We start from the raw sequence: 23744 nt of genomic DNA, 5'->3' as shown, positions 1-23744 counted from the left end.
GCTCTCGTCAGATGGCGGCTTGCGCGGTGTCGAACTGGCCGGCCATCCAGCTGCCGACCTCCACGCTGTGGGTGTCGGCGGTGGCCTTGAGCGGTGACAGGCGCCCGCTGCACAGGGCGCCGATGCGGTCGCTGATCTGCAACAGCTCATCGAGGTCTTCGGAAATCACCAGGATCGCCGCGCCGGCATCGCGCAGGGCAATCAGTGCGCGGTGGATCGCCGCCGCAGCCCCGACATCGACGCCCCAGGTCGGGTGGGCGGCAATCAGCAGCTTGGGGTTCTGCAGGATTTCCCGGCCGAGGATGAACTTCTGCAGGTTGCCGCCTGACAGGCTGCGCGCCGTGGTCTGCGCGCCCGGGGTCTTGACCGCGAAGCGCTGGATGATCTGCTCGGCCAGCGCCAGTACCTTGCCCGAGCGGATCAGGCCGCGCTCGACCAGGCCTTGCTGGAAGGCGGTGAGCAGGGCGTTGTCGGCCAGGCTCAGGTCCGGCACGGCGCCGTGGCCCAGGCGCTCTGCCGGGACGAACGCCAGGCCCAGGGCGCGACGGGCATCCGGATGCAGATTGGCCATGGGCTGGTTGTCGAGGCTGATGCGCTCGCGCTCGCTGGTGTGCAGGCGTGTCTCGCCACTGAGCAGCGCCAGCAGCTCGTCCTGGCCATTGCCGGCAACCCCGGCGATGCCGACGATTTCGCCGCTGCGCACCTCCAGGCGCAGGTGCTCGAAGGAGGTGCCGAACGGGTCCTGGTTGCGCCAGCTCAGGTCGTCCACGCGCAGCCGCGGCAGGCCACCTGCGCGTTTCGGGTAGCGGGCTTCGAGCCCTTCGGCATCGCCGACCATCAGCCGCGCCAACTGCAGGTCGCTGCATTCGGCCGGCACGCAGGTGCCGGCAACCCGGCCCGCGCGCAGCACGGTGGCGCTGTGGCAAAGCGCGCGCACTTCGTTGAGTTTGTGGCTGATGAACAGGATGCTGCAGCCTTCATCAGCCAGCGTGCGCAGGGTGACGAACAGTTGCTCGACTTCCTGGGGCGTCAGCACCGAGGTCGGTTCATCGAGGATCAGCAGTTTGATGTCCTGCATCAGGCAGCGCACGATCTCCACGCGCTGGCGCTCGCCAATCGACAGGCTGTGCACCAGGCGTTCCGGCTCCAGCGCCATGCCATAGCGCTGCGACACTTCGCGAATGCGCGGCGCCAGCTGCTGCGCTGAGCCCGCCTCGCGGCCCAGCGCCAGGGCGATGTTCTGCGCCACGGTCAGGGTCTCGAACAGGGAAAAGTGCTGGAACACCATGCCAATCCCCAAGCCGCGGGCCTGGGCCGGATCCGCCACCTGCACCTGGCGGCCTTGCCACAACAGCTGGCCGGAATCCGGCCGGGTGACGCCGTAGATGATCTTCATCAGGGTGCTCTTGCCCGCGCCGTTCTCGCCGAGCAGGGCATGGATCTCACCGGGGGTGATGCGCAGGTCGACGCGGTCGTTGGCCAGCGTGCCTGGGTATCGCTTGGTGATGGCGCGTAGCTCGAGGCGCAGGGGCGTAGGGGAATCGGACATGGGGCTGCTCGACAGTGATGATCGTGAGCAGCTTACAAAGCAAAAACATGGCCAAGTGGTCAAATTCCCGTTTCGCGGCCGTTACAGGCGGGGTCGTGGCTGATCAGCGCAGCGCGGCTGGCGGGTGCTGGGGCAAGCAGGATGTGTGGTTTTGGGGCGCAGGGGGCGCCAAAGTGGGGCGAAATTCAATCATGAGCCGTCTTGATGCTTTTACATATTGCGACTAATACTAAATAGCTGCCAAGAAGAGGGATGGTCATGCAGACGCGCTTCGTTGTGGTTCCCGCTCTACCCCCGGAAAAAGACTACCTGCCCAGGCGCGCAGGCTTCCCCAATGCGTTGGGCAAGGGCTACGACCTCTATGACACACTCGACAAGCTCAGGTTGACGCTGAATTTCGCAACCCGTGCAGAGGCAGACTATGCCTGTGCCTGTCGCAATGGTGTGCTGTGCACGAGTGAGGAAAATGCTCGCGGTGGGCATCTAGGCTGGTACAACGCGCAATCCTGATGCACCGGGGCGATGCCTTGCCCCGGTGCCAAGTCAGCTATCAACGATCCGTGTCTTTATGCTGGGTGCCGCCCTGGGAGGATTGCCCGCCCATGCGCCCGGTATCGGCAGGGGTTTGCTTGCCACCCGCCTGGCCGCCCTGGTGCCCGGTATCCCTGGATTTCTCCCAGTCCTTGTTCATCTTGTCTTCAGGTTTTTGCCCGGACTGCTGACCGCCTTTCTGGGTGTCGGCCATGCCGCCCTGGCTGCCCTTGCCGCCAGCATCACCTGGATTGGCCTGGTGGCTGCCGCCTTGGTTTCTATCGTTGTCTTGATTGTTAGCCATGATCGCTTACCTCAAGTCAGACACAGGAAGTTCTGTGTTTACGTGTGACTGGCGAAGGTTGCGGCGCTCTGCAAAATCTTTCAGCTATTCGGACGAGGTGCTTTAACCAACCCCGGCCCAACCATTAGCGGGTGAAAGCCTGTTGCAGGTCGAAGGAGAGCCCGCGTTCACCAGACAGAACGCCAAGGTGCATTTGCGCCGTCTACTGCCAACTGCCCTGAGCTTCTATCATCAAACCCTCGCAGCCCCACAGCAGGGTTGCTTCAGGGCAATCAACCATCAGGAGTTTCCATGGCAGAACGAGCAATCCGTGCCTCATTCGCAGGCGTGGCCTACCAGGTGAACATCACCAATGGCCAGCACCAGTGGGCCAGTGACGTCGCTGAACAGGCGGGTGGCGGCGATGTCGGGCCGTCGCCCCATGAGCTGTTGCTCTCGTCCCTGGGCGCGTGTACCTCCATCACCGTTGCGATGTACGCGCAGCGCAAGGAAATGCCGCTGGACGCCATCGACGTGGACATCACCATCGAACAGGAGCAACTGGGGCGTGAGCCCAGGCTGCAGATCGCGCGCGAAATACGCCTGCGCGGGGCGCTGAGTGATGAGCAGCGTGCGCGTTTGCTGGAGATTGCCAACGCCTGCCCCATTCACAAGGTGTTGAGCGGCGAGATCATCATCGCCAGCAAACTGGTGGAATGACCCTCGCCGCTGCAGTCACGCGTCCCTAGAGGCAGGCGTATACCACCAGTTCCACCAGCATTTCTTCCCGGGCCAGCCCGGCCACCACGATCGCCGCACGGTTAGGGTAGGGCGCCTGGAAGTAGTCGGCGTACAGGCTGTTGACGGCAGCCAGGTAGCTGCGGTCGGTCACGTAGATCAGCACCTGGGTTACGGCATCCAGCGAACTGCCGGCTGCCTCCAGGGTGTGGCACAGGTTGTCCAGGGTCTGGCGGGTCTGCGCTTCGATGCCGCCGGTGACCACCTGCCCCTGGGCATCGATGGGGATCTGCGCGGTGTAGAGGGTGCCGTTGCCGACCACAGCCCACTCCAGGGGGGCCCTGGAGGCGTAAAGGTCAGTCTTGATTGCATGTTTCATGGCATGGGTTCCTGAGTGCAGGCGAGGGTCAGTCGGCATCGCTGCCGCCGCCTGCGCCATGGCGGCGGGAGGCTTCGGTGCTTTCGACGAGAATCTGTTCGGACAACTGCTTGAGCCGCTGCCAGGTGCCTGCGTCGACCGTGAAGCCCTGGTTCGCCGTGCGCGGTGTGGCGCGCGCGACCGGGAGGGCGTAGGCAGGCCGGGTGAACAGCACCGTGACGCCTTGCTCGAATGAAGCGGCGGTGCCGGGCTGGGCTTCACTGTGCAGCGCAGGGCGTTGCTCGCCTGCGGTAAAGTCGGCCAGGTGGCGCTGGCGGGCATCCTCCCAGCGGGCCTGCACGTGCAGCCCGCGTTCAGCGGCCTTGCTCAGGTAGCCCAGCAGCAACAGGCGGTTATGGCAGTGATGGATGCGCAGCAGTGCCTGGCCGCGGTGCAGCGCCTTTTCCAGTGCCAGTTCCACTGCCGTCGCGGCGCAGCGCAGCACACTCTGGCCGTGGGCGTCGATCACCAGCGAGGTGCTGTCGTCGTCGGTCAGGGTGAATGGCTGGGTGGCTTCACCTTGCAGAAAGTCCAGCGCCTGTGCCAGCGCGCCGATGCCGTCCAGCCCTTGCAGGTGCAGCCAGCCCACCAGTTCGGCCGCGTCCTCGCAGTCGCCCGGGGCAAAGCCCATGCCTTCGAACGCCTTGCGGCACATCACCTGGATTTCGTTGAGTGATACACGCATGGTCACAAGGCTCCCTGCGGCATGACCGCGAAGTTCCAGTCGTCTTCGAACGGCTGGCCGATGTCGCTCACCAGGGGGGCGCCCTGGAACAAGGTGATGCGCACCCAGCGGCTCGACTTGGGGTCGAATTTGCCCGCGCCGAAGAATGCCAGTTTGCAGCGCAGCAGGTGGATCGGCAGCATGTCACGGTCCAGCAGGTTGGCGCGGATTTCCCCGTAGGTGCTGTGTGCCATGCCTTGCAGGCGGCGCACCGTGCCTTTGAGCGCAGGCGCGGCAATCAGCAGGTGCGCGGTCAGTGCCTGAGGGTGTGCCTGCAGGTGCTCGAGCACGGCGCGGTGGCAGCGCTGGATATTGCGGGCGATGCCCAGTTGCATTTCCTTTTCTGCGCCTGGTTCCTCGGCGCGCATGCCCAGGCGTGGCTCCTCTTTCTCGGCCGAGCGATACCAGAAGAAGTGCTCGGCCTCCACGTTGTCGAAGTCGTAGGTCAGGGCCCAGCCATACTGCTGTTCGATGAGTTCGCGCAGCTGCCTGAGCGGCATCTGCGCGTTCAGCGGCCAACCCTCACTGGCCCCCATCTGCTCGGCCAGCGGCGTGGTGAATTCGGGGTACAGCTCCAGCAGCAGGCTCACCAGCAGTTCCTGGCAGCCCGGCCCGGCAAGGGCTTCGCTCCAGCCCAGCAGCCGGGGCCAGAGGTCAGCGCCAGCGGGCTGGCCAGCGAGCCAGTCGTTCAGCGCAGCGAGTTGGGCCAGGGTTTGCCGATTCTGTTCGTGCTGGCGCAGGTCTTCGGTCTGGGTCTGGCTGAGGTGCAGGCTGGCCCGCGCCAGCAGTGCGTGCAGGCGTAACAGCCGGGCGGGCTCGGCCGGTTGCGCCAAGGCCTGGCCCAGCGCGGTTTCGCGCATATGGATCCAGCGTTCCACCAGCTGCGGGTGGTTGATCAGGAATGGTGCCATGCCTAGCCCGGTCGCGTTGCCGACCCCCAGGTAACGTTGCAGCGCCGGGGCCAGCGGCACGGCCCGCTGTGGGGCGAGGGCGCGGGCCATGTGTTCGATCTGCTCGATGCTGAAGTGGCGCAGCAGGTAGACCGTGAACATCTGCGCGCTGAACGGCTGGTTGAAGTCCGGGTTGTCCTGCAGGCAACCGAAGTCGGCGATGCCGAACTTGCCGTTGCCGTACACCGCAGTGGTGCGGTAGAGGTAACCGACCTCGGCCAGTTGGTGCGGGTCTGGCTGTTGCCCTTCGGCCAGCGCCGCGAGGAAGCGGTCGAAGTTGCGCAGGCTGCGGTTGGCCCGGGACAGTACCAGTACACGGGCATCGAAGCGCCCAGCCTCCTGCAGCGGCACGTTGCGTTGCAGGTCGGCCAGTTGCGCCGCGTCGACATCGCCGGCGACCAGCACAAAGGTGACGTCCCACTGGTCGGCGATCACCCGGTCGCTGCGTTTTTCTGGCGGCAGGTAGGCCGAGAACAACACGCAGTGGTAATGGCCATTGGGCGTGTCGATGCGGTAGATGGCCGTGCCAAAGCCTTGCGCATCAAGGTCGAAGCGGTTGCGCTGGATCTGCCAGCGCTGGTTCATCATCCGCCGCATGCTGCTGCGTACGAAGCTCAGCGGGCTCTGGAAGTGGCTGCCCAGCCGGGCCAGGTCCATGACCTGGCTGGCAGGGCGCAGCGCCAGTGTTGCAGGTAGGCTGTTGGACATTGTTGTCGTACCTGGATGGATCATGTTCAGACGCCTTGTTCGCGGGCCATGTGCCGGGCAATGCGCACCGCATCCCACAGCGCCGGCAGGATCACCAGCGACACCGGCACCGCAGTGATGACAATGAAGGACTGCAGGGCCGTCACGCCACCCGCGCCGATGGTGATCAGCACCACCGCCGCCAGGCCCATGCCGATGGCCCAGAATCCACACAGCCATTTCTTCGGTTTATCGTTGCTGGACATCGCCAGCGCCACGGTGAAAGCCATGGCATCGCCATTGGTCGCCACCGAAATGAAGCTCAGGAACAGGAACAACCCACTGATCAGTCCGCCCAGCGGCAGGTTCTGCGTCACCCCCAGCAGCAGGTCCTCGGGCTGGGTGCCATGGGCGGTGACGACGCCTGGCGTCTGCAGCTCCAGGCCGATGCCGGTGCCGCCGACCACGGTGAACCAGAACATGGTCACCAGCGGTGCGATGATCGACAGCGTCATGATGATCTCGCGAATGGTGCGGCCCCGCGAGATCCGCGCGACGTACAGCGCCACCATGGGGGCGTAGCCGATGAACCAGCCCCAGTAGAACACCGTCCACCAGTCCAGCCACTTGGGGTCGGCACGGAACATCGTCATCGGGATGAAATGCTCGATGTGCAGGGCGAAGGCTGCGGGGAACCCGCCGAGGATGAACAGGGTCGGGCCGCACACCACCATGAATAGCGCCAGGCCGATCATCAGCCAGACGTTGATCTCGCTGACGAAGCGGATGCCCTTGAGCCCCACCAGGCAGGACACGGTGTACATCGCCGTGACCAGTACGATGGTCAGTGACTGGGTGACGATGTCGTTGGGCAGGCCCCACACCGCATGCAAGGCGCTGCTGATCTGCAGGCCGAGAAAGCCGATCGGGCCGATGGTGCCGGCAACCACGGCGATGATCGACGTGGCGTCGGCCAAGGTGCCGATCGGGCCCTTCAGCGCACGCTCGCCAAAAAGCGGGTAGAGCAGGGTGCGCGGTGCCAGCGGCAGGCCCTTGTCGTAGTGCAGGTGCATCAGCACGATGGCCAGCAGGCTGCCCAGCACGGCCCAGGCCAGAAAGCCCCAGTGCACGAAGGCTTGCGCCAGGGCCGCGGTGGCCGCTGCCTCGCTGTGCGGTTGCAGGCCGGCGAACAACGGCGGCGGGCTGGCAAAGTGCATCAGCGGTTCGGCCGCGGCCCAAAAGGCTCCGCCACCGGCCAGCAAGGCGCACATGATCACCGCGATCCAGTTGAAGGTGCTGATGTCCGGGCGCTGGGTCTCGCCGCCCAGGCGCACGCGCCCGCAGCGGGAGAAACCAATGGCCAGGCTGACCGCGAAGGTCGCCAGCATCAGCACCTGCCAGTACAGGCCAAAGGCCTTGGTCGACCAGGCGAACAGGGTGTTGACCAGCGCCGAGACGGTGTCGATGTCGATCAGCGCGGCCAGCAGGAAGGCGCCGAGGAAGCCGCCGCTGATCAGGAACAGCGGCCAGTCGATGTCCCGCGTCAGCGGCAGGCCCATGGCCTGGCCTTCTGCCTGCAGGGTGGTTGGGTTTTTCATGAAGCCTCCGGAACCTGCGATTGTTGTTATTGTTGATGCTGTCCGTGCAAGGGGCTCAGGCCTGCGCCGTGGTGGCGGTCTCCAGCAGGCGCAACCAGTTCAGCCCCATGATCCTGGCCACGTCGTCCTCGGCAAAGCCGCGGGCGCGCAGGCCTTGGGCGATGTTGCAAAAGTCGCGGCTGTCGCGGAACCACTGCAACGGTGCCGGCCAGTTGGCGTTGTCCTTGGAGCCTTCGCCGTAGTCCTTGTCCTTGCTCCAGCGGCCATTGCGCATCCATTCGAGCACCGCCAGCGGTTGTGCCTGGCACAGGTCGGTGCCGATGCCGATATGCTCCACGCCCATCAAGTCGGCCGTGCGCGCCACCATGTCGCAGAAGCTTTCCAGGCTGCAGTCCGACGCGCCCTTGAGGTGGAACGGGTAAGTGCTGAAGCCCAGCAGCCCACCGGTCTCGGCGATGCCACGCAGCACGGCATCGGACTTGTTGCGCTTGGCGGCGTGGAAGCTCGCCGGGTTGGCGTGGGAGATGATCACCGGCCGGCTCGACAGCTCGATGGCTTCCAGCGTGCTGCGTTCGGCGCTGTGGGACATGTCGATGAGCATGCCGACCCGGTTCATTTCGGCGATCACCTGGCGGCCGAAGCGGCTGATGCCGTTGTCCTCGCGCTCGTAGCAGCCGCTGGCCAGCAAACTCTGGTTGTTGTAGGTGAGCTGCATGACGAACACCCCGAGCTGGCGGAACACCTCTACCAGGGCAATGTCGTCCTCGATCGGCGAGCAGTTCTGGAAGCCGAAGAAGATCCCCACCCGCCCTTCGGCGTGGGCCAGGCGAATATCGGCTGCCGTGCGCACCGGGCGGATCAGCTCGGGCCATGTTTCGAAGCGGCGGTTCCACTCACCCAGGCGCGACAAGGTCTCGCGGGCGTTCTCGTGGTAGGCGATGGTGGCGTGCACCGCGCTCAGGCCACCGGCCTGCATCTGCTGGAATATTTCCGGGCTCCAGTTGGAGTACTGCAGGCCGTCGATCATCAAGAGGTCGTGCATGGCGCGTATTCCTTCAGGGCCGCAGGTAGGTGGTCTTGACCACGGTGTAGAAGTCGCGGGCGTACTGGCCCTGTTCGCGGGGGCCGAAGCTCGATGCTTTGCGGCCGCCGAACGGCACGTGGTAGTCGGTGCCGGCGGTGGGCAGGTTGACCATCACGCAGCCGGTCTGGGCACCCCGCTTGAAGGCGCTGGCGTGGCGCAGCGACTGGGTGATGATGCCGGCGGTAAGGCCGTATTCGGTGTCGTTGAGGGTGGTCAGGGCCTCGTCGAAGTCACGCACGCGGATCACGCAGGCGATGGGGCCGAACACTTCCTCGCGGTTGATGCGCATGTCGTTGCGGCTGTCGACGAACAACGCCGGGCGCATGTAGTAGCCGTCGCTCTCCAATTGCAGCCGTTCGCCGCCTTCGATCAGGGTGGCGCCTTCGGCCTGGGCCAACTGCAGGTACTGCAGATTCTGTTCAAGCTGGCGGGCGTCCGCCACCGGGCCGATCTGCACGCCGGCCTCCAGGGCATGGCCGACCTTGAGCTGGCGCATGCGCAGGCGCAGGGCCTCGACGAAGCGGTCGTGGATGCCCTCGCAGACGATCAGCCGTGAAGACGCCGTGCACTTTTGCCCGGTGCCGAAGAAGGCGCCGTTGAGGGCGCATTCCACCGCCAGGTCGAGGTCGGCGTCGTCCATCACCACCAGCGCGTTCTTGCTGCCCATCTCCAGCTGGCAGCGCACCAGGTTGCCGGCGGTGGCGACAGCGACGCGGCGGCCGGTCTGCAGCGAGCCGGTGAAGGTCAGGGCGTCGATTTCGGCCGACTGCACCAGGGTTTCGCCGACGCTGGCGCCGCTGCCCATGACCAGATTGAAGGTACCGTCAGGCAGGCCCTGGCGGCTGATGATCTCGGTCAGCGCCCAGGCGCTGGCCGGCACCAGGTTGGCTGGCTTGAACACCACGGTGTTGCCGAACGCCAGTGCCGGGGCGATCTTCCAGGCGGCGGTGGCCATGGGGAAGTTCCACGGGGTGATGATGCCGACCACGCCCACCGGTTCGCGATGCACTTCGATGTCGATGCCGGGGCGCACGGAGGCGGCGGTCTCGCCCATCTGGCGCAGCACTTCGGCGGCGTAGTAGTGGAAGAACTGGCCGCTGCGGTGGACCTCGCCGATGCCTTCGGCCAATGGTTTGCCTTCCTCGCGCGAGAGCAGTTCGCCGAGTTCTGCCTTGCGTGCGATCAGTTCGTCGCCGATGGCCATCAATACCTGCTGGCGGGCTTCCAGGCCGCTGGCCGCCCAGTGCGGCTGGGCGCTGCGGGCGGCCTGGATGGCCTGGCGGGTCTGTTCGGCGCTGGCCTGGTGGTAGTGGCCAATCAGGTCGCGGGTGTCCGATGGGCTGTGGTTGCCCAGGGTGGCGTGGCCTTCGTACCACTGGCCATCGATGTAGTTCTTGTAGGTCTTGAGTGACATGGCTGAAAGCCTCCGTTTGCCTGGCCTTCATCTTGCGAGCAATATGCAGCAAATAAAAATTAATAAAAAAAATGCTTTGATAAGGAACACTAACCATGTTGCCCGAGCTGAAAATCGCCCAGCTGCGTTACTTTTTGCTGGTTGCTGAACTAAAGAGCTTTCACGCTGCGGCCCGCCAGGCCTTTCGCACCCAGCCGGCGATCTCGCTGGCGGTGCGAGAGCTGGAGCAGAAGCTGGGCCAGGCGCTGATCGAGAAGGGTGGCGGCCGGGTCGAGTTGACCCCGTTCGGCGAGCATTGCCTGCCGTTGTTTCGCGGGCTGATCGAGCATCACGACCGCATTGCCCGTGAGGCCACCTTGTTGGCCCGGCATGAAATCGGCCAGGTCAGCATCGCCACTGTGCCGTCGGTGGCCAGCCGCATGTTGCCTGGGCCATTGGCGCGCTTTGTGGCCGAGCACCCGAATGTGCAGGTCAGCATCCAGGACGGCACGGCCGAGCGCGTTCAGCAGTTGCTGGCCCAGGGGCAGGTGGACTTTGGCATCAGCAGCTTGTGGGCAGAGGACGAGCAGCTCGACTTCGCCCCGATCGTCAATGACCAGGTGGGCGTGGTGTGCCGCGCCGACCACCCACTGGCGCAGGCGGGCGATGCCCTGCACTGGTCGCAGTTGCAGGGTGTGGCGATGGTCCGCAACGGCACCTCGCAGTTGTTGGCTGGCACCGAGGCCGAATGCTTGCTGGAGCACAGCCGGCTGTTCGTTTCCAACATGATCTCGCTGATCGCAATGCTGGAGGAGGGGGTGGGCATTAGCACCTTGCCGTACCTGGCGTTCCCCCTGGAGAACGACAAGCTGGCGTTCGTGCCGCTGGTCGAACCCAAGGTGGAGCGGCACATCGGCATGCTGACGCGCAAGGGCCGCAGCCTGTCCCCTGCGGCAGCGGCGTTGATGACCTTTCTGCAGGTGCAGCTGGCAACGCCGAGGTAGCTTTCTTCGCCCTGGGGCAATAATCCCTGGCCCATGATTGCCTGGCTGCAAGCCGCAGCCTGGTTAATGCCTATTCAAATTGGCGGCATTTCAAGGTTTGATGGTAGGGGCGCACTACCCATGCCATCTCTTTCGCTTGTGCCTGACAGGAATAAACCATGGACAAGATGATGGCCCTGACCATCTTCGTCGCCGCTGCCGAGCACGGCAGCTTCAGCCGTGCAGCCGAGCAACTGGGCAAGACGCCATCGGCCATCACCAAGGCGGTGGCGCACCTGGAAAGCGAACTGGGCGTGCGCCTGTTCGAGCGCACCACCCGGCGCATGGCGCTGACCGAGGCCGGTAACCTGTACCTGGACGGCGCCCGCCAGGCGTTGATGCACCTGCAGCGGGTGACCGAGGAGGTGGAGCAGCTGCAGCATGCGTTGCGCGGCACCCTGCGCATCACCGCACCGCCGTCGTTCGGCCCGGCGTTTCTCAACCAGGTGTGCTGCCGCTTCCTGCGCGAACACCCGCAGGTGCGCCTGGAGGTCAACCTCAACGATGCCAACGAAGACCTGATCGATGGCGGGTACGACCTGTCGCTGCGCGATGGCCCCACCGACCAGCCGGAGCTGATCGCCCAGCCACTGATCGAGAACCGCGTGATGCTCTGCGCCAGCCCCGCCTACCTCGCCCGTCATGGCGAGGCGATCACCCTGGACAACTATGCTCAGCACGACTGGCTGCTGCTACGCCACCCGTTGCTCAACCGCAGCTACTGGTGGATCGAGCACGAGGGCCAGACCCTGCGCGTGCGCCAGCCCACGCCGAAGCTGGTGAGTGACAGCTTCGATTTCCTGCTGGCCTGCCTGCTCGATGGGCAGGGCTTGCAGTTCGTGCCGACCTGGAGCGCCGCGCCGTACCTGGCCAGCGGGCAACTGGTGGAGGTGATGCCTGACTACTGGCGGGCGCTCAGCGCGTTCGGGCCGTGGGTACATGTGCTGTACCTGCCGCACCGGCGCAATACCCGCAAGGTCCAGGCGTTTATCGCCATGCTGCATGACCACCTGCGCGGGCAGGGCGCGCCGGTGCTGGGGCGCAGCTGAGTTTTTCCGCCTGGGCACAAAAGTTGTGCGGGTTGTGGCAATGATCGGCGCAGGAACGCTGGTTAGGCTTGCAGGCGTCTGACCACCGCGTACCAGGAGTTTCCCGCCGTGAAGATCCACACCCACGTCACCGACATCCGCAACCCCCTCGAGCGGGGCCGCCAGCTCGGCGAACGCTTTGCCGAACAGATTCGCACCACCACCGCTCTGTACCTGGGCTTTTTCCCACGGGTGGGCGTGTCGCTGGGCGAGGCGCAGCGCATCGGCGAAAACAGCCTGGCCGCCCTGGAATCCTGGTGCACGCAGCTGGCCGCAGAAGTGATCGGCATGGCCGACGGCGCCGGCTTGCCACTGTGGCAGCTGGCGAGCCTCAACGCCCGCACCGAAGTGCTGGCCGCGCGCACCCGGCACAGTGAATGCTCGACCACCGTGCACGCCCCCCGCGGCCCGCGTGCGCCACAGACCCTGCAGACCTGGGACTGGCACGACAGCCTGTGCCCCCATGGCTTGATGCTGGCGCTGCCTACCGAGCGTGGCATGCAGGTCAAGCTGTTCTGCGAGTTCGGCATGCTGGCCAAGCTGGGGGTGAACAGCGCAGGCCTCGGCCTGCACTTCAACATCCTGCACCACAGCAGCGACAACGACAGCGGCGGGGTGCCGGTGCACGCCATCGCCCGTCGCCTGCTGCAGGACGCCAGCAGCGTCGACGAGGCCATCGAGCTGGCCCGTTCGGCGCGGGTCAGTGCCTCGACCGTACTGACCGTATTTTCCCGTCAGGACAGCAGCCCGCGCGCGGTGAGCATCGAGCTGAGCCCTGCGCGCACGGCGCTGGTGTTGCCCCGTGAAGACGGCTGGCTGCTGCACACCAACCACTTCCTCGACCCCCAGCTGAGCCGCGGTGAGCAGGTCGCCGACCGCGCCGATACCCAGTGCCGCCTGGGCCACCTGGAGCAGGTGATCGGCCAGATGGGCAGCGCCGACCTGCGTGCCCGTGCCGAGGCCATGTGCGGTGCCGCGGGCGACAGCGCACCGATCTGCTTTCACCCGGACATGGCCATGCCCGACACCGAACGCTGGGAAACCCTGCTCAGCGTCGGCATCGACACCGAACGCTGCCTGCTGGAATACGTCGCCGGCACGCCCGTGCAGCTGGCCAGGGCCGGCTTCCAGACCTTCTGAGCCAAACCTTCTGAGGCATACCGGTTGCAGCCTGGCCGGCTGCACCCGCTGAACGAGAACAACAACAATGCATTCGCGACAGACTCAGCCTGCATCATCCCGCTCCGCGTTCCGTACCTTTTGTGTTTCCGGCATGGGCACGGCGCTGGAGTTCTACGACTTCATCATCTACGGCACCGCCGCCGCACTGGTGTTTCCCCTGGTGTTCTTCCCGCAGATGGACCACCTGACCGCCACCCTGGTGGCGTTCAGCGCCTTCGGCGCGGGCTTTTTCGCCCGGCCGCTGGGCGGCCTGGTGTTCGGCCACTTCGGTGACCGCCTCGGCCGGCAGAAGGTGCTGGTCACCACCTTGCTGCTGATGGGCCTGAGCACCTTCCTCATCGGCTGCCTGCCTGGGCATGCCAGCGTCGGCGTGGCCGCGCCGGTCATGCTGGTGCTGCTGCGCCTGATCCAGGGCTTTGCGGCAGGTGGCGAGTGGGGCGGCGCCGCACTGTTCGGCATCGAGTCGGCGCCACCGGGGCTGCGTGGCTTGTGGGGCAGCTTCACCAGCATGGGCATCGGCGTCGGGGGCATTCTCGGGGCGGCGGTGTTCGCCATCGTCAGTGCGGCGTTCAACGACAACCTGGTCGATTTTGCCTGGCGCATCCCGTTCTGGCTGGGCGGCACCTTGGTGCTGATCGGCCTGTATGCCCGGCTCAAGGCGCCTGCAGCGCCCGTTGCGCCTGCGGCCAAGGCTGCGCGCGCACCGCTGGCCGAGGCCCTGCGCCAGCGCCCACGGCAACTGCTGTTGTGCACCGGGATCGCCTTCGGCTACTGCACCATCGCCTACATCGGCAGCACTTTCTTCCTTACCTACGCCACCCAGGTCGGCTTTGGCAGTACCCAGGCGCTGATGTTCGACCTGGCGCTGTCGGTCGCGATCGTGCTCTCGGCGCCGCTGTTCGGCTACCTGTCGGACCGCCTGGGCCGGCGCGCAGTGATGAGCTTCGGCGCGCTGGTCATGGCCATGGGCTTGTTCGCGTTCTTTTCCCTGGTGAGCCTGCACAGCTTCGCCATCGCCTTGTTCGCCTATTGCCTGACCGGCCTGCTGATGGGCGCGACCCAGGGCCCGATCCCGGCTTTTCTCGGCGAGCAGTTCCCGCGCAGCATGCGCTATTCGGGGATTTCGGCCAGTTATCAGATTGGCGCGGCGCTGGGCGGCGGCACGGCGTCGAGCATCGCCACGGCGATCCTGATCCTCACCGACCACGACCCGCTCGGCGTGGCGCTGTACGGGGCAGCGGCGCTGGCACTGGTCGCGGTGTGTTCGCTGCTGCTGCGCGAAACCTCGCGCTTGAGCATGGCGCAGATCGATGAAGAGGGCACCGGCGACGTTGCGGTTGAACGTTGCCAGGGGGCAGGGCTCATACATGCAAAGGGCACAGCGAGGAGTGTCACCCATGAGCATCGAACGCAGCATCCCCGAGCTTGAGGCCTGGTACGCCCAGTACGACGACATCAGCTACCGCCGCGAGTCGCCGGATGCCTACCACCATGAGCTGGTGCGCACCGCCGAGGCCCTGCGCGACGATGGCGCCATCGACTGGGACGACTGGTTGGCGCTCAAGGCATTGGCCGACCAGGCCCATGTGCGCGCGCTGGAGGATGCCGTGCAGGCCCACGTGAGCGACCCGGACGCATGAAAGCGCTGAAGATCGCCACCTTCAACATCAATGGCATCCGCAGCCGCCTGCCGGCGCTGCTGGCCTGGTTGGCGCGGGAGCAACCGGACATCGCCTGCCTTCAGGAGCTCAAGGCGCCCGATCAGCAGTTCCCGCGCCAGGACCTGGAGGCGGCTGGCTACGGCTGCCTGTACCAGGGACAGCCGTCGTGGAACGGCGTGGCAATCCTGGCACGCGGCAGCGAGCCGCTGGAGGTCCGTCGTGGCTTGCCCGGCATGGAAGACGACCACCAGAGCCGTTATCTGGAAGCAGCGGTGCATGGGGTGCTGGTGGCCTGCCTGTACCTGCCCAACGGCAACCCGCAGCCTGGGCCGAAGTTCGATTACAAGCTGCGCTGGTTCGAGTGCCTGGTCGAGCATGCCAAGGGCCTGTACCGCAGCGGCCACCCGACGCTGCTGGCGGGCGATTTCAACGTGGTGCCCACCGACATGGACATCTACAATCCACGCTCTTGGCGCAAGGATGCGCTGCTGCAACCGGAGTCGCGCGCCTGCTACCAGCAACTGCTGGAGCAGGGCTGGGTCGATGCCATTCGCCATCTGCACCCTGACGAGCGCGTGTACACCTTCTGGGATTACTTTCGCAATCACTGGGCGCGCAACGCCGGGTTGCGCATCGACCACCTGTTGCTAAACCCTGACCTTGCGCCTTACCTCAAGCAGGCCGGCGTCGACGCCTGGGTGCGCAACCAAGCCAAGGCCAGTGACCACGCACCGGTATGGATCGAGCTGGGCACGCGCAAAAACTGAGTTACAGCAGCGTGTCGAGGGTGATCGGGAACTCCCTGATGCGCTTGCCGGTGGCGTGGTAGATGGCATTGGCGACTGCGGCCGCCACGCCGACCACGCCGATCTCGCCTACGCCTTTGGAGCCCAGTTCGTTGACGATTTCGTCCTGCTCGTCGACAAATATCACGTCAATATCGCCCACGTCGGCATTGACCGGAATGTGGTAGTCGGCCAGGTTGTGGTTGAGTATCCGGCCTAGCGCGTGGTCAGTCTGGGTCTGCTCATGCAAGGCCATGCCCAAGCCCCACACGACACCGCCCAGGATCTGGCTGCGAGCGGTTTTCGGGTTGACCAGGCGCCCGGCAGCGACGGCGCTGACCACACGGCTGACCTTGATCGTGCCCAGCTCTTCATCCACCAGGACTTCGACGAACACGGCGGAGTGCGTGGCGGTGGAAAACGGTTCACGTTTCGCACTCGGCTCTGCATCGATCTGTACTTCGAAGAAGCCTTTTTCCGATGAGGCGGCAATGTCCGCAAGCGCGATGCGCTGTTCGCCGCAATGAAGGTGACCGTCGGCAAAGCTGATTGCCTCCAGTGGCAGGTTGGCCAGTGCGGGGTAAGCCACGCGTGCACGCTCCAGCACCTTGCCGCGCAGGACCTGGCAGGCTTGCAGGACTGCCGCACCGACGGACGAGACCGTGAACGAGCCGCCCTGCAATGGCGCGGTGGGTAACGAGGAGTCGCCCAGCACGAAGGTTACGTTCGCTACCGGCAGGCCAATAGCGTCGGCGGCGATCTGCGCCATGACCGTGTAGGTGCCGGTGCCGATATCGGTCGTCGCGCTGCTGACGGTCAAGTGGCCTTGTGCATCGAGCCGCGCCTTGGCGCTGGCCTTCATCTGCATGGCTTCCCACACGCCACCGGCCATGCCCCAACCGATCAGTTGCCGGTCCCTTCGCATACTACGTGGCACGACATTACGGCTGCTCCAGCCGAAGCGCCTGGCGCCTTGGTCGTAGCAGGCCAGCAATTCCTTGCTGGAGTAGGGTTTGCCTTCATTGCCGTTATGGTCGGTGAAATTGACCCGACGCAATTGCAGCGGGTCAAGTTCGAGCGCACAGGCCAGTTCATCCATTGCACATTCCAGGGCAAGTACACCGGAGCCTGCACCGGGCGCACGCATGTCCAGCGGGGTGTATACATCGAGCGGGGTGAGGCGATAGCTCAGCGCAACGTTATCGCAGCGGTAAAGCATGCCGCTCCATTCAACCAGGTGCTCGGTGAAGTCTTCGAAGCGAGACGTCTGGCCGACCGCGTCATGGGCAACCGCCAGCAACCGACCGTCTGCATCGGCACCCAGGCGCAGACGCTGCAGCGTGCGAGGCCGGTAACCAAAGGTGAACATCTGTTGGCGGGTGAGGGTGACCCTGACCGAACGTTTCAGTTGCAGTGCAGCCATGACCGCAAGCGGCAACTGGTACTGCGGACGCAACCCTGAGCCGAACGCCCCGCCGACATACCCGGCCAGTACCCGGACATTTTCCTTGGGCAGCCCGAACACCTTGTGCAGATAGTCCTGGCAGTTCTGGGTGCCTTGGGTCTTGTCATGTATTTCAAGGTGATCGCCGGGTTTGTAGAGGACCGTCGATGCGTGAGGTTCCATGGGGTTGTGATGCTCGTTGGCGGTCAGGTAGGTCACATCGACCTTGACCGGCGCATTGACGAACTGCCCGGCGAAGTCGCCGCGGGGCGCTGGCGTCTCGGCGGGGGCCTTGTGGCTATGTTCGTGTGCGGCCAGCAAGTCGGTCTGGTGCGCCTCCTGGCTGTACTCGATCTTGATCAGGGAACCTGCGTAGCGGGCCAGCTCAAGGTTTTCGGCAACCACCAGTGCCAGCGGTTGCCCGCTGTACAGCACGCGGTCATTGAACAAGGGGCGAAAAGGCGCGCCTTTGGCCGAGTCTTGGTCACTGTAATCATCGTCATAACTGGACACCCGAGGGCGGTGGGCATGGTCCAGCACGGCAATGACGCCGGGTACCTTCATCGCCTCGCTGCTGTCGATGCCTAGCACCCGGCCGCGGGCGATGGTGCTGCAGACGACGCTGCCATGCAGCAGCCCGGCTGCGGGGTATTCGCCTGCATAGCGCGCCTGCCCGGTGACCTTTGCCACGCCATCGACACGGTCGATGGGCTGGCCGACAACGCGGGTAATGCCATTCATGGGGCGGCTCCTGCATAGGTTTTGCCAAAGGCGGCCTCACTGAGCGCACGTACGATGGCCCGGTGTGCGAGGGGGATCTTGAAACCGTTGTGGCTCAGCGGGCTGGCACCTTGCAGCAATACTTGGGCGGCTTGCGTGAACAATGCCGCGCAAGGCGCCTGGCCTTTCAATACCTGTTCAGCGGTTGCTTGCCGCCAAGGCTTGTGCGCTACACCGCCGAGCGCCAGGCGGGCATCCTGAATGAGGCCTGCCTTGATATGCAGGCCAGCCGCGACCGACACCAGGGCGAAGGCATACGACGCACGGTCGCGGATCTTCAGGTAGCTGCAATGCGCGGCGAAGTCGGGCGGGGGTAACTCGATGGCGACGACAAGTTCATCGTCACTCAAGCGATTGTCGCGCTCGGGTGCGTTACCCGGCAGGCGGTGGAAGTCTGCGAAGGCGATCTGGCGCTCACCCTGCGGGCCTTGCACGTGTATCACCGCTTCCAGGGCGGCCAGTGCGACGCACATGTCAGAGGGGTGGGTAGCGACACAGGCGGCGCTGGCGCCGAGGATGGCATGCATCCGGTTCAGGCCTGTGCGCGCCGGGCAGCCGCTGCCTGGCGCGCGCTTGTTGCACGGCGTGCCGGTGTCATAGAAGTAATGGCAACGTGTGCGTTGCAGCAGGTTGCCACCGGTGCTCGCCATGTTTCTCAGCTGCGGTGAGGCGCCTGCCAGGATGGCCTGTGACAGTAATGGATAGCCTTGCTCGATCAGTGGGTGCCAGGCCAGTTCGGCGTTACTGACCAGCGCACCGATGCGCAAGCCGCCGTTTGCAGTCGCTTCGATTTCCTTGAGTGGCAGGCCCGAGATGTCGATCAGGCGCTCGGGCTGTATCACGTTTTCCTTCATCAGGTCGACCAGGTTGGTGCCGCCGGCAATGAACCGGGACGACAGGCTGGCGAGGTGGATGGCTTCGTTGACGGAGGCAGGCTTGTGGTAGCTGAACGGGCTCATGTGGGTACCTCCTGCATCAGCGGCAGGGCCTCTTCCACGGCCTCGACAATGTTGCCGTAGGCGCCGCAGCGGCATAGGTTGCCGCTCATTTGCTCGCGTATGGCTTCGCGGCTGTCGGCCCGCCCTTCGCGGGCGAGGCCGATGGCCGAGCAGATTTGCCCGGGCGTGCAATAGCCGCACTGAAAAGCGTCATGGGTGATGAACGCGCGCTGCATGGGGTGCAACTGGTCGCCATTGGCCAGCCCTTCGATGGTGACCAGTTCGGCGCCGTCGCACATGACCGCCAGGGTCAGGCAGGCATTCACCCGCCGGCCGTCACGCAACACGGTGCAAGCGCCGCACTGGCCGTGGTCGCAGCCTTTCTTGGTGCCGGTCAGGTCCAGCTGTTCACGCAGCAGGTCCAGCAGCGTTGTCCACGGCAGGACCTGCAGCAAGCGGGCCTGCCCGTTCAATGTCAGGCGTATGGGGAGCGCCTGGGCGTCCTCGGGAGTGATTGCACGCATGGGAGGTCCTCATGGTGGGTCATTTCTTGCCCGGCAATACCGAGCTGAGCACTTGTCTGGCTGTTTGCACGATGACACCGGCCTGGTCGGGGTCGCCCTGCAGCAGGCTGCTGGCGAACTTCTTGGCCTGATCCAGCTTGATATGCGGCGGTAGCGGCGGCACGTCAGGGTCGGTCTTGAACTCGATCAGCACCGGCCGGTCGGCTGCCAGGGCCCGTTCCCAGGCGCCGGCGATGTCTTCTTCGCGCTCCACGTAGATGCCTTGCAGGCCGATGGAAATGGCGAACAGGTGGTAGGGCACATCGGGTATCGATTGCGACGCTTCGAACTTCGGGTCGCCTTCCATTACCCGTTGCTCCCAAGTGACCTGGTTGAGGTCTTCGTTGTTGAACACGGCGCAGATCCACTGCGGGTTGTCCCACTGCTGCCAGTATTTGGCCACGGTGATCAGCTCGGCCAGGTTGCTCATCTGCATGGCGCCATCACCGACCAGGGCGACCACGGCACGCTGTGGGTGAGCGAACTTGGCCGCGATCGCGTAGGGCACGGCCGCGCCCATGCTGGCCAGGCCGCCGGACAGCGAGCACTGCATGCCCTGACGGATCTGCAGGTCGCGGGCGAACCAGTTGGCGCAGGAGCCGGAATCGCTGGTAATGATGGCGTTGTCGGGCAGGCGTGGAGAGAGTTCGTGCACCACGCGTTGTGGGTTGATCGGCTCGGCCTTGACCCGTGCGCGTTTTTCCAGGGTCTTGTCCCAGTGCGCCCGCCAGCTTTCGACCTTGTCACGCCAGCGTCGGTCAGCCTTGTGCTCCAGCAGTGGCAGCAGCGCATGCAGGGTTTGCGCAGCGTCGCCGACCAGGTTCACCTCCATCGGGTAGCGCAGGCTGAGCATGTCGGGTTGCAGGTCGATCTGCACGCCACGGGCCTGGCCTTCCTTGGGCAGGAATTCGGAATAGGGGAAGCCCGAACCGATCATCAGCAAGGTGTCGCACTCGGCCATCAGCTGGTAGCTGGGTTCGGTGCCGAGCAGGCCGATGGCACCGGTGACCCAAGGCAGATCGTCGGGCAAAACGGCCTTGCCCAGCAGCGCCTTGGCCACGCCCGCAGCGAGTTTTTCGGCCACTGCGATGACCTGCTCTGTGGCCTGCAGGGCGCCGGCGCCGACCAGTATCGCAACCTTGCGCCCGGCGTTGAGTACGTCGGCAGCACGCTGCAGGTCATCGTCGAACGGGACAACCTTGGGCTTGCTGTAACCGATGCCTGAATGCACCGTGCCATGGGCCCTGGGCGGCTCGCTGTAGGGCAGGTCCTGCAGGTCGTTGGGCAGGATGATTGCGGTGACTCGGCGCTCGCCGACGGCCGTGCGCACGGCGCGGTCGAGCAGGTGGCGGACTTGTTCGGGCGTAGAGGCCTGCTGGACGAAGGCACCGGCCACATCCTTGAACATCGACAGCAGGTCGAGCTCTTGCTGGTAGTGCCCGCCAAGCGCGGCGCGCGCCTGCTGGCCGACGATGGCCAGCACCGGCTGGTGGTCCATGCGTGCATCGTACAGGCCGGTGAGCAGGTGCGAGGCACCGGGGCCCGAGGTGGCGATGCACACACCCAGTTCGCCGGTAAACTTGGCGTGGGCGCTGGCCATGAAGGCGGCCATTTCTTCGTGGCGGGCCTGAATGAACTCGATCTTGCCGTTGGCCCGGTTCAGGGCGCCGAACACGCCATTGATGCCATCGCCGGGGTAGCCAAAGATGCGCCGCACCCCCCAGTCATACAAGCGCTCCACCAGATAGTCGCCTACCGTGCCCGCCATCGTCTTCTCCCGGAATGTCCTCGATAGGGGTCTGGACTTGGCCGGCTTCGGGAAAGTTTCAATGGTGTTCGCGTCTGTCGGCCGACCGGAACCTTGCCAGGCTCGCGGGCTTCCCAGGCACATCGGTTACCTGATCAGGATGAACGCAGATGAATGGCATCGATACCACCAGCGGCAACTTGCAGACCCTGCTCTTCGACGATGACGGGGCCACGCCCAACAACCGTTTTCCCGTGCTCCTGTACAGGTTTCAGTTGAACCCTGCAGATGACAATGCCGGTGCGTTCGAAGCGCTGTTCTCGGCACACCAGTGGACACCGCTATGGCGTGCCGGCATTTTCCACTACCACCATTTTCACACCAACGCCCATGAGGCCTTGGGCGTCGCCAGTGGCCATGCCCAGGTTACCCTCGGCGGCGAAGCGGGGCAGACGCTGAGCATCAAAGCAGGCGATGTGCTGGTATTGCCGGCGGGTACCGGTCATCGCTGCGTCGAAGCCAGCGATGACTTTCTGGTGGTCGGCGCCTATCCGCACGGGCAGGAACAGTACGACATGCAGCGTCCGGCGTGTGCAACCCACCAGCAGGCGCTGGCGCGGATCGCTGCAGTACCCGTCCCCGCGCAGGACCCGGCCACAGGCATGCAGATGACCCACTGGCGTAACCGAAAATCAAGCGACTGAGGGGGCAAAGGACGCTGCAACCTCGGCAGCCTGGGCGATGTGGCCCAGTTCGCTCAAACCCACTCGACCCGGTCGGCCAGCCGGCGGGCCCGCTGCATCAGCACTTCGGACGGCGTCGAGTTGTCGATTGCCAGGCGCAGGCGCCCGAGGCAACGGCCTTGAATAGGCTCGATTGAAGCCGAGTGCAGGCTCACACCTTCGCCCAGTGCCGCGCTGATAGCCGGCAGGTCGGGCTGCAATTGCTGGTGCCCGGTATAATGCAGGTCGATATGGCGGTGGCCAGGGTGGCTGCCCTTGCGCGGCAGGGCGGCGTCGCTCAGCAGAATGCGGCTGACAGGATGTTGGGGGTTGCCGAACACTTGCCACACCTCACCGGCTTCGACGATACGGCCCTGTTCCAGCACCGCCACGCGGTCACACAGGTCGCGTATCACCTGCATTTCGTGGGTGATCAGGACGATGGTCAGGCCCAGCTGCTGGTTGATGTCGCGCAACAGTTGGAGCACCGACTGGGTGCTCTGCGGGTCGAGCGCCGAGGTGGCTTCGTCGCACAGCAGGATCTGCGGCTGCAGCACCAGCGCCCGGGCGATGCCCACGCGCTGCTTCTGGCCACCCGAGAGCTGCGCCGGGTAATCCCCGGCGCGGTCTGCCAGGCCGACCAGCTGCAGCAGCGCCTGCACCCGCGCGGCGCGCTGAGCGCGTGGCACCCCGGCCATGCGCATGGGGAGTTCGACGTTCTCACCGACCGTGCGGTTGGCCAGCAGGTTGAAGTGCTGGAAGATCATCGCCACGTTGCGCCGCAGGGTCTGCAGGGGCTTGCCCTGCAACCCGGCAATGTCCTGGCCGTCGATCAAGACCTGGCCAGCACTGGGTGCCTCCAGGCGGTTGAGCAGGCGCAGCAGCGAGGACTTGCCCGCGCCGCTGCGGCCGATGATGCCGAACACCTCGCCGCGGCGTATCTCAAGGTCGATGGCATCGAGCGCACTGACCACGCCGTAGCGCTTGTGGACGCCCTGCAGTTGCACATGGGCCTGGGCAGACTGAAGCTGTTGCTGGAAGCGGCTCATGGCTCAGAAACCCGGGGCGATCTGGCCCTTGTAGCGGGTCAGGATGAAGTTGCGTACTTCTGGCGAATTGAGTGCCTTGGCCAGTTTCTGGATGCCTGGGTCCTGCAGGTTGTCGGGGCGGGCCACCAGGTACTCGACGTACAGGTCCTTGCCTTTCTCGACGATCAGCGCGCTGTTGGTATCGATGCCGGCCTCCAGGGCGTAGTTGGCGAAGACGAAGGCCAGGTCGACCTGCTTGACCGAGCGGGCCAGCATGGCGCCTTCCAGCTCGCGGATCTTCAGGTGGCGCGGGTTGTCGGTGATGTCCCGCTGGGTGGACTGCGGGTTGCTTGGGTCCTTGAGCTTGAGCAACCCGGCCTCGGCCAGCAGCACCAGGGCGCGACCGGTATTCACCGGGTCGTTGGGGATGGCCACGCTGGCGCCTTCTGGCAGCTCGGCCAGGGTCTTGTACTTGGCCGAATAGGCACCGAACGGCTCGATATGCACGCCCACCACCGGCACCAGGTCGGTGTGCCGGGTCTTGTTGAAGTCGTTGAGGAACGGGCGGTACTGGTAGTAGTTGGCATCCAGGTGCTTTTGCGCCAGTTGCAGGTTGGGCTGGATGAAGTCGTTGAACACCTTGATGTCCAGGTCCACGCCTTGCTTGGCCAGGGCCGGTTTGACGAATTCGAGGATCTCGGCGTGGGGTACCGGCGTGGCACCGACGACCAGATGTTCAGCGGCCTGTGCACTGAAGGCGATGAAGGCGGCGAGGGCAGTAAGGGTCTTTTTCATGAGGGGATACCTT

Annotated in this window: 23 protein-coding genes; 9 read left to right on the top strand and 14 right to left on the bottom strand. The window is 65.0% G+C overall.

Annotated features, from left to right (window positions below; translation table 11 throughout):
- Nucleotides 1-7: 7 nt before the first annotated feature.
- On the bottom strand, nt 8-1549 hold the full coding sequence (locus ACIPZ5_RS26565; protein ID WP_400811462.1) for an ABC transporter ATP-binding protein: 1542 nt from the start codon (nt 1547-1549) through the stop codon (nt 8-10).
- Nucleotides 1550-1801: 252 nt separating this feature from the next.
- Between ACIPZ5_RS26565 and ACIPZ5_RS26560 the strand changes: the two genes are divergently transcribed.
- Nucleotides 1802-2059: a hypothetical protein gene (locus tag ACIPZ5_RS26560; RefSeq protein ID WP_261943818.1), complete on the top strand. Its 258-nt coding sequence runs from the start codon at nt 1802-1804 to the stop codon at nt 2057-2059.
- Nucleotides 2060-2099: 40 nt separating this feature from the next.
- On the opposite strand, the gene ACIPZ5_RS26555 is transcribed toward ACIPZ5_RS26560, so the two are convergent.
- A complete protein-coding gene (locus tag ACIPZ5_RS26555; RefSeq protein ID WP_261943820.1) occupies nt 2100-2384 on the bottom strand; it encodes a hypothetical protein in 285 nt (94 codons plus the stop codon).
- Between the two features lie 291 nt (nt 2385-2675).
- On the opposite strand from ACIPZ5_RS26555, the gene ACIPZ5_RS26550 reads away from it, so the two are divergent.
- Nucleotides 2676-3083, top strand: coding sequence for an OsmC family protein (locus tag ACIPZ5_RS26550; RefSeq protein WP_261943821.1), 408 nt, complete (start codon nt 2676-2678; stop codon nt 3081-3083).
- A gap of 25 nt (nt 3084-3108) precedes the next feature.
- Here the strand turns inward: ACIPZ5_RS26550 and ACIPZ5_RS26545 are convergent, their stop codons facing one another.
- Genes ACIPZ5_RS26545 through ACIPZ5_RS26520 form a run of 6 tightly spaced genes read right to left on the bottom strand, consistent with a single transcriptional unit; the run spans nt 3109 to nt 9976 of the window.
- A complete protein-coding gene (locus ACIPZ5_RS26545; protein ID WP_261943822.1) occupies nt 3109-3480 on the bottom strand; it encodes a RidA family protein in 372 nt (123 codons plus the stop codon).
- A gap of 28 nt (nt 3481-3508) precedes the next feature.
- Nucleotides 3509-4204, bottom strand: a complete 696-nt coding sequence (locus ACIPZ5_RS26540) for a DUF3726 domain-containing protein (RefSeq protein WP_261943823.1) — start codon at nt 4202-4204, stop codon at nt 3509-3511.
- A 2-nt stretch (nt 4205-4206) separates the two neighbouring features.
- Nucleotides 4207-5901, bottom strand: coding sequence for a hypothetical protein (locus ACIPZ5_RS26535; protein WP_400811459.1), 1695 nt, complete (start codon nt 5899-5901; stop codon nt 4207-4209).
- A gap of 26 nt (nt 5902-5927) precedes the next feature.
- Nucleotides 5928-7478 carry a BCCT family transporter gene (locus ACIPZ5_RS26530; RefSeq protein WP_400811458.1) on the bottom strand — a complete coding sequence of 517 codons (1551 nt, stop codon included), beginning with the start codon at nt 7476-7478 and terminating at the stop codon, nt 5928-5930.
- 55 nt (nt 7479-7533) lie between these two features.
- Nucleotides 7534-8520, bottom strand: a complete 987-nt coding sequence (locus ACIPZ5_RS26525; protein WP_400811457.1) for a dipeptidase — start codon at nt 8518-8520, stop codon at nt 7534-7536.
- Between the two features lie 13 nt (nt 8521-8533).
- Entirely contained in the window at nt 8534-9976 is a 1443-nt protein-coding gene (locus tag ACIPZ5_RS26520; protein WP_400811455.1) for an aldehyde dehydrogenase family protein, read from the bottom strand.
- A gap of 95 nt (nt 9977-10071) precedes the next feature.
- Here ACIPZ5_RS26520 and ACIPZ5_RS26515 point away from each other — a divergent pair, with 95 nt between their 5' ends.
- The 6 genes from ACIPZ5_RS26515 (at nt 10072) to xth (ending at nt 15696) form a co-directional block, all read left to right on the top strand.
- On the top strand, nt 10072-10959 hold the full coding sequence (locus tag ACIPZ5_RS26515) for a LysR substrate-binding domain-containing protein (RefSeq protein ID WP_400811454.1): 888 nt from the start codon (nt 10072-10074) through the stop codon (nt 10957-10959).
- A 158-nt stretch (nt 10960-11117) separates the two neighbouring features.
- Nucleotides 11118-12047, top strand: a complete 930-nt coding sequence (locus ACIPZ5_RS26510; RefSeq protein ID WP_400811452.1) for a LysR family transcriptional regulator — start codon at nt 11118-11120, stop codon at nt 12045-12047.
- 108 nt (nt 12048-12155) lie between these two features.
- Entirely contained in the window at nt 12156-13226 is a 1071-nt protein-coding gene (locus ACIPZ5_RS26505) for a C45 family autoproteolytic acyltransferase/hydolase (protein WP_400811451.1), read from the top strand.
- 133 nt (nt 13227-13359) lie between these two features.
- A complete protein-coding gene (locus tag ACIPZ5_RS26500; protein WP_400811450.1) occupies nt 13360-14697 on the top strand; it encodes an MFS transporter in 1338 nt (445 codons plus the stop codon).
- Nucleotides 14666-14908, top strand: a complete 243-nt coding sequence (locus ACIPZ5_RS26495) for a hypothetical protein (protein WP_085677382.1) — start codon at nt 14666-14668, stop codon at nt 14906-14908. Before ACIPZ5_RS26500 ends, ACIPZ5_RS26495 begins: the two co-directional genes overlap by 32 nt.
- On the top strand, nt 14905-15696 hold the full coding sequence (gene xth / locus ACIPZ5_RS26490) for an exodeoxyribonuclease III (RefSeq protein WP_261943834.1): 792 nt from the start codon (nt 14905-14907) through the stop codon (nt 15694-15696). The genes ACIPZ5_RS26495 and xth overlap by 4 nt, the downstream gene beginning before the upstream one ends.
- 1 nt (nt 15697) lies before the next feature.
- Here xth and ACIPZ5_RS26485 read toward each other — a convergent pair whose 3' ends face one another.
- From ACIPZ5_RS26485 to ACIPZ5_RS26470, 4 genes are read right to left on the bottom strand one after another with little or no spacing between them, the layout of a single operon-like run.
- Complete coding sequence (locus ACIPZ5_RS26485) at nt 15698-17899, bottom strand: xanthine dehydrogenase family protein molybdopterin-binding subunit (RefSeq protein WP_400811449.1); 2202 nt, start codon at nt 17897-17899, stop codon at nt 15698-15700.
- Nucleotides 17896-18897 carry a xanthine dehydrogenase family protein subunit M gene (locus ACIPZ5_RS26480; protein WP_261943837.1) on the bottom strand — a complete coding sequence of 334 codons (1002 nt, stop codon included), beginning with the start codon at nt 18895-18897 and terminating at the stop codon, nt 17896-17898. Before ACIPZ5_RS26480 ends, ACIPZ5_RS26485 begins: the two co-directional genes overlap by 4 nt.
- Nucleotides 18894-19400 carry a (2Fe-2S)-binding protein gene (locus ACIPZ5_RS26475; protein WP_400811447.1) on the bottom strand — a complete coding sequence of 169 codons (507 nt, stop codon included), beginning with the start codon at nt 19398-19400 and terminating at the stop codon, nt 18894-18896. The genes ACIPZ5_RS26480 and ACIPZ5_RS26475 overlap by 4 nt, the downstream gene beginning before the upstream one ends.
- Before the next feature lie 19 nt (nt 19401-19419).
- On the bottom strand, nt 19420-21207 hold the full coding sequence (locus tag ACIPZ5_RS26470; RefSeq protein WP_400811445.1) for a thiamine pyrophosphate-requiring protein: 1788 nt from the start codon (nt 21205-21207) through the stop codon (nt 19420-19422).
- Nucleotides 21208-21356: 149 nt separating this feature from the next.
- Here ACIPZ5_RS26470 and ACIPZ5_RS26465 point away from each other — a divergent pair, with 149 nt between their 5' ends.
- Complete coding sequence (locus ACIPZ5_RS26465) at nt 21357-21890, top strand: cupin domain-containing protein (protein WP_400811443.1); 534 nt, start codon at nt 21357-21359, stop codon at nt 21888-21890.
- A 53-nt stretch (nt 21891-21943) separates the two neighbouring features.
- Here ACIPZ5_RS26465 and ACIPZ5_RS26460 read toward each other — a convergent pair whose 3' ends face one another.
- Together ACIPZ5_RS26460 and ACIPZ5_RS26455 are read right to left on the bottom strand one after the other, a co-directional pair.
- Complete coding sequence (locus ACIPZ5_RS26460; protein ID WP_400811442.1) at nt 21944-22957, bottom strand: methionine ABC transporter ATP-binding protein; 1014 nt, start codon at nt 22955-22957, stop codon at nt 21944-21946.
- 3 nt (nt 22958-22960) lie between these two features.
- Nucleotides 22961-23731: a MetQ/NlpA family ABC transporter substrate-binding protein gene (locus tag ACIPZ5_RS26455; RefSeq protein WP_400811440.1), complete on the bottom strand. Its 771-nt coding sequence runs from the start codon at nt 23729-23731 to the stop codon at nt 22961-22963.
- Between the last annotated feature and the right edge of the window lie 13 nt (nt 23732-23744).

Source organism: Pseudomonas sp. NPDC089428 (genome assembly GCF_044749325.1).
GTDB lineage: Bacteria > Pseudomonadota > Gammaproteobacteria > Pseudomonadales > Pseudomonadaceae > Aquipseudomonas.
The sequence above is the reverse complement of the archived record's forward strand: the minus strand, read 5'-3'. Positions and strand labels throughout refer to the sequence as shown.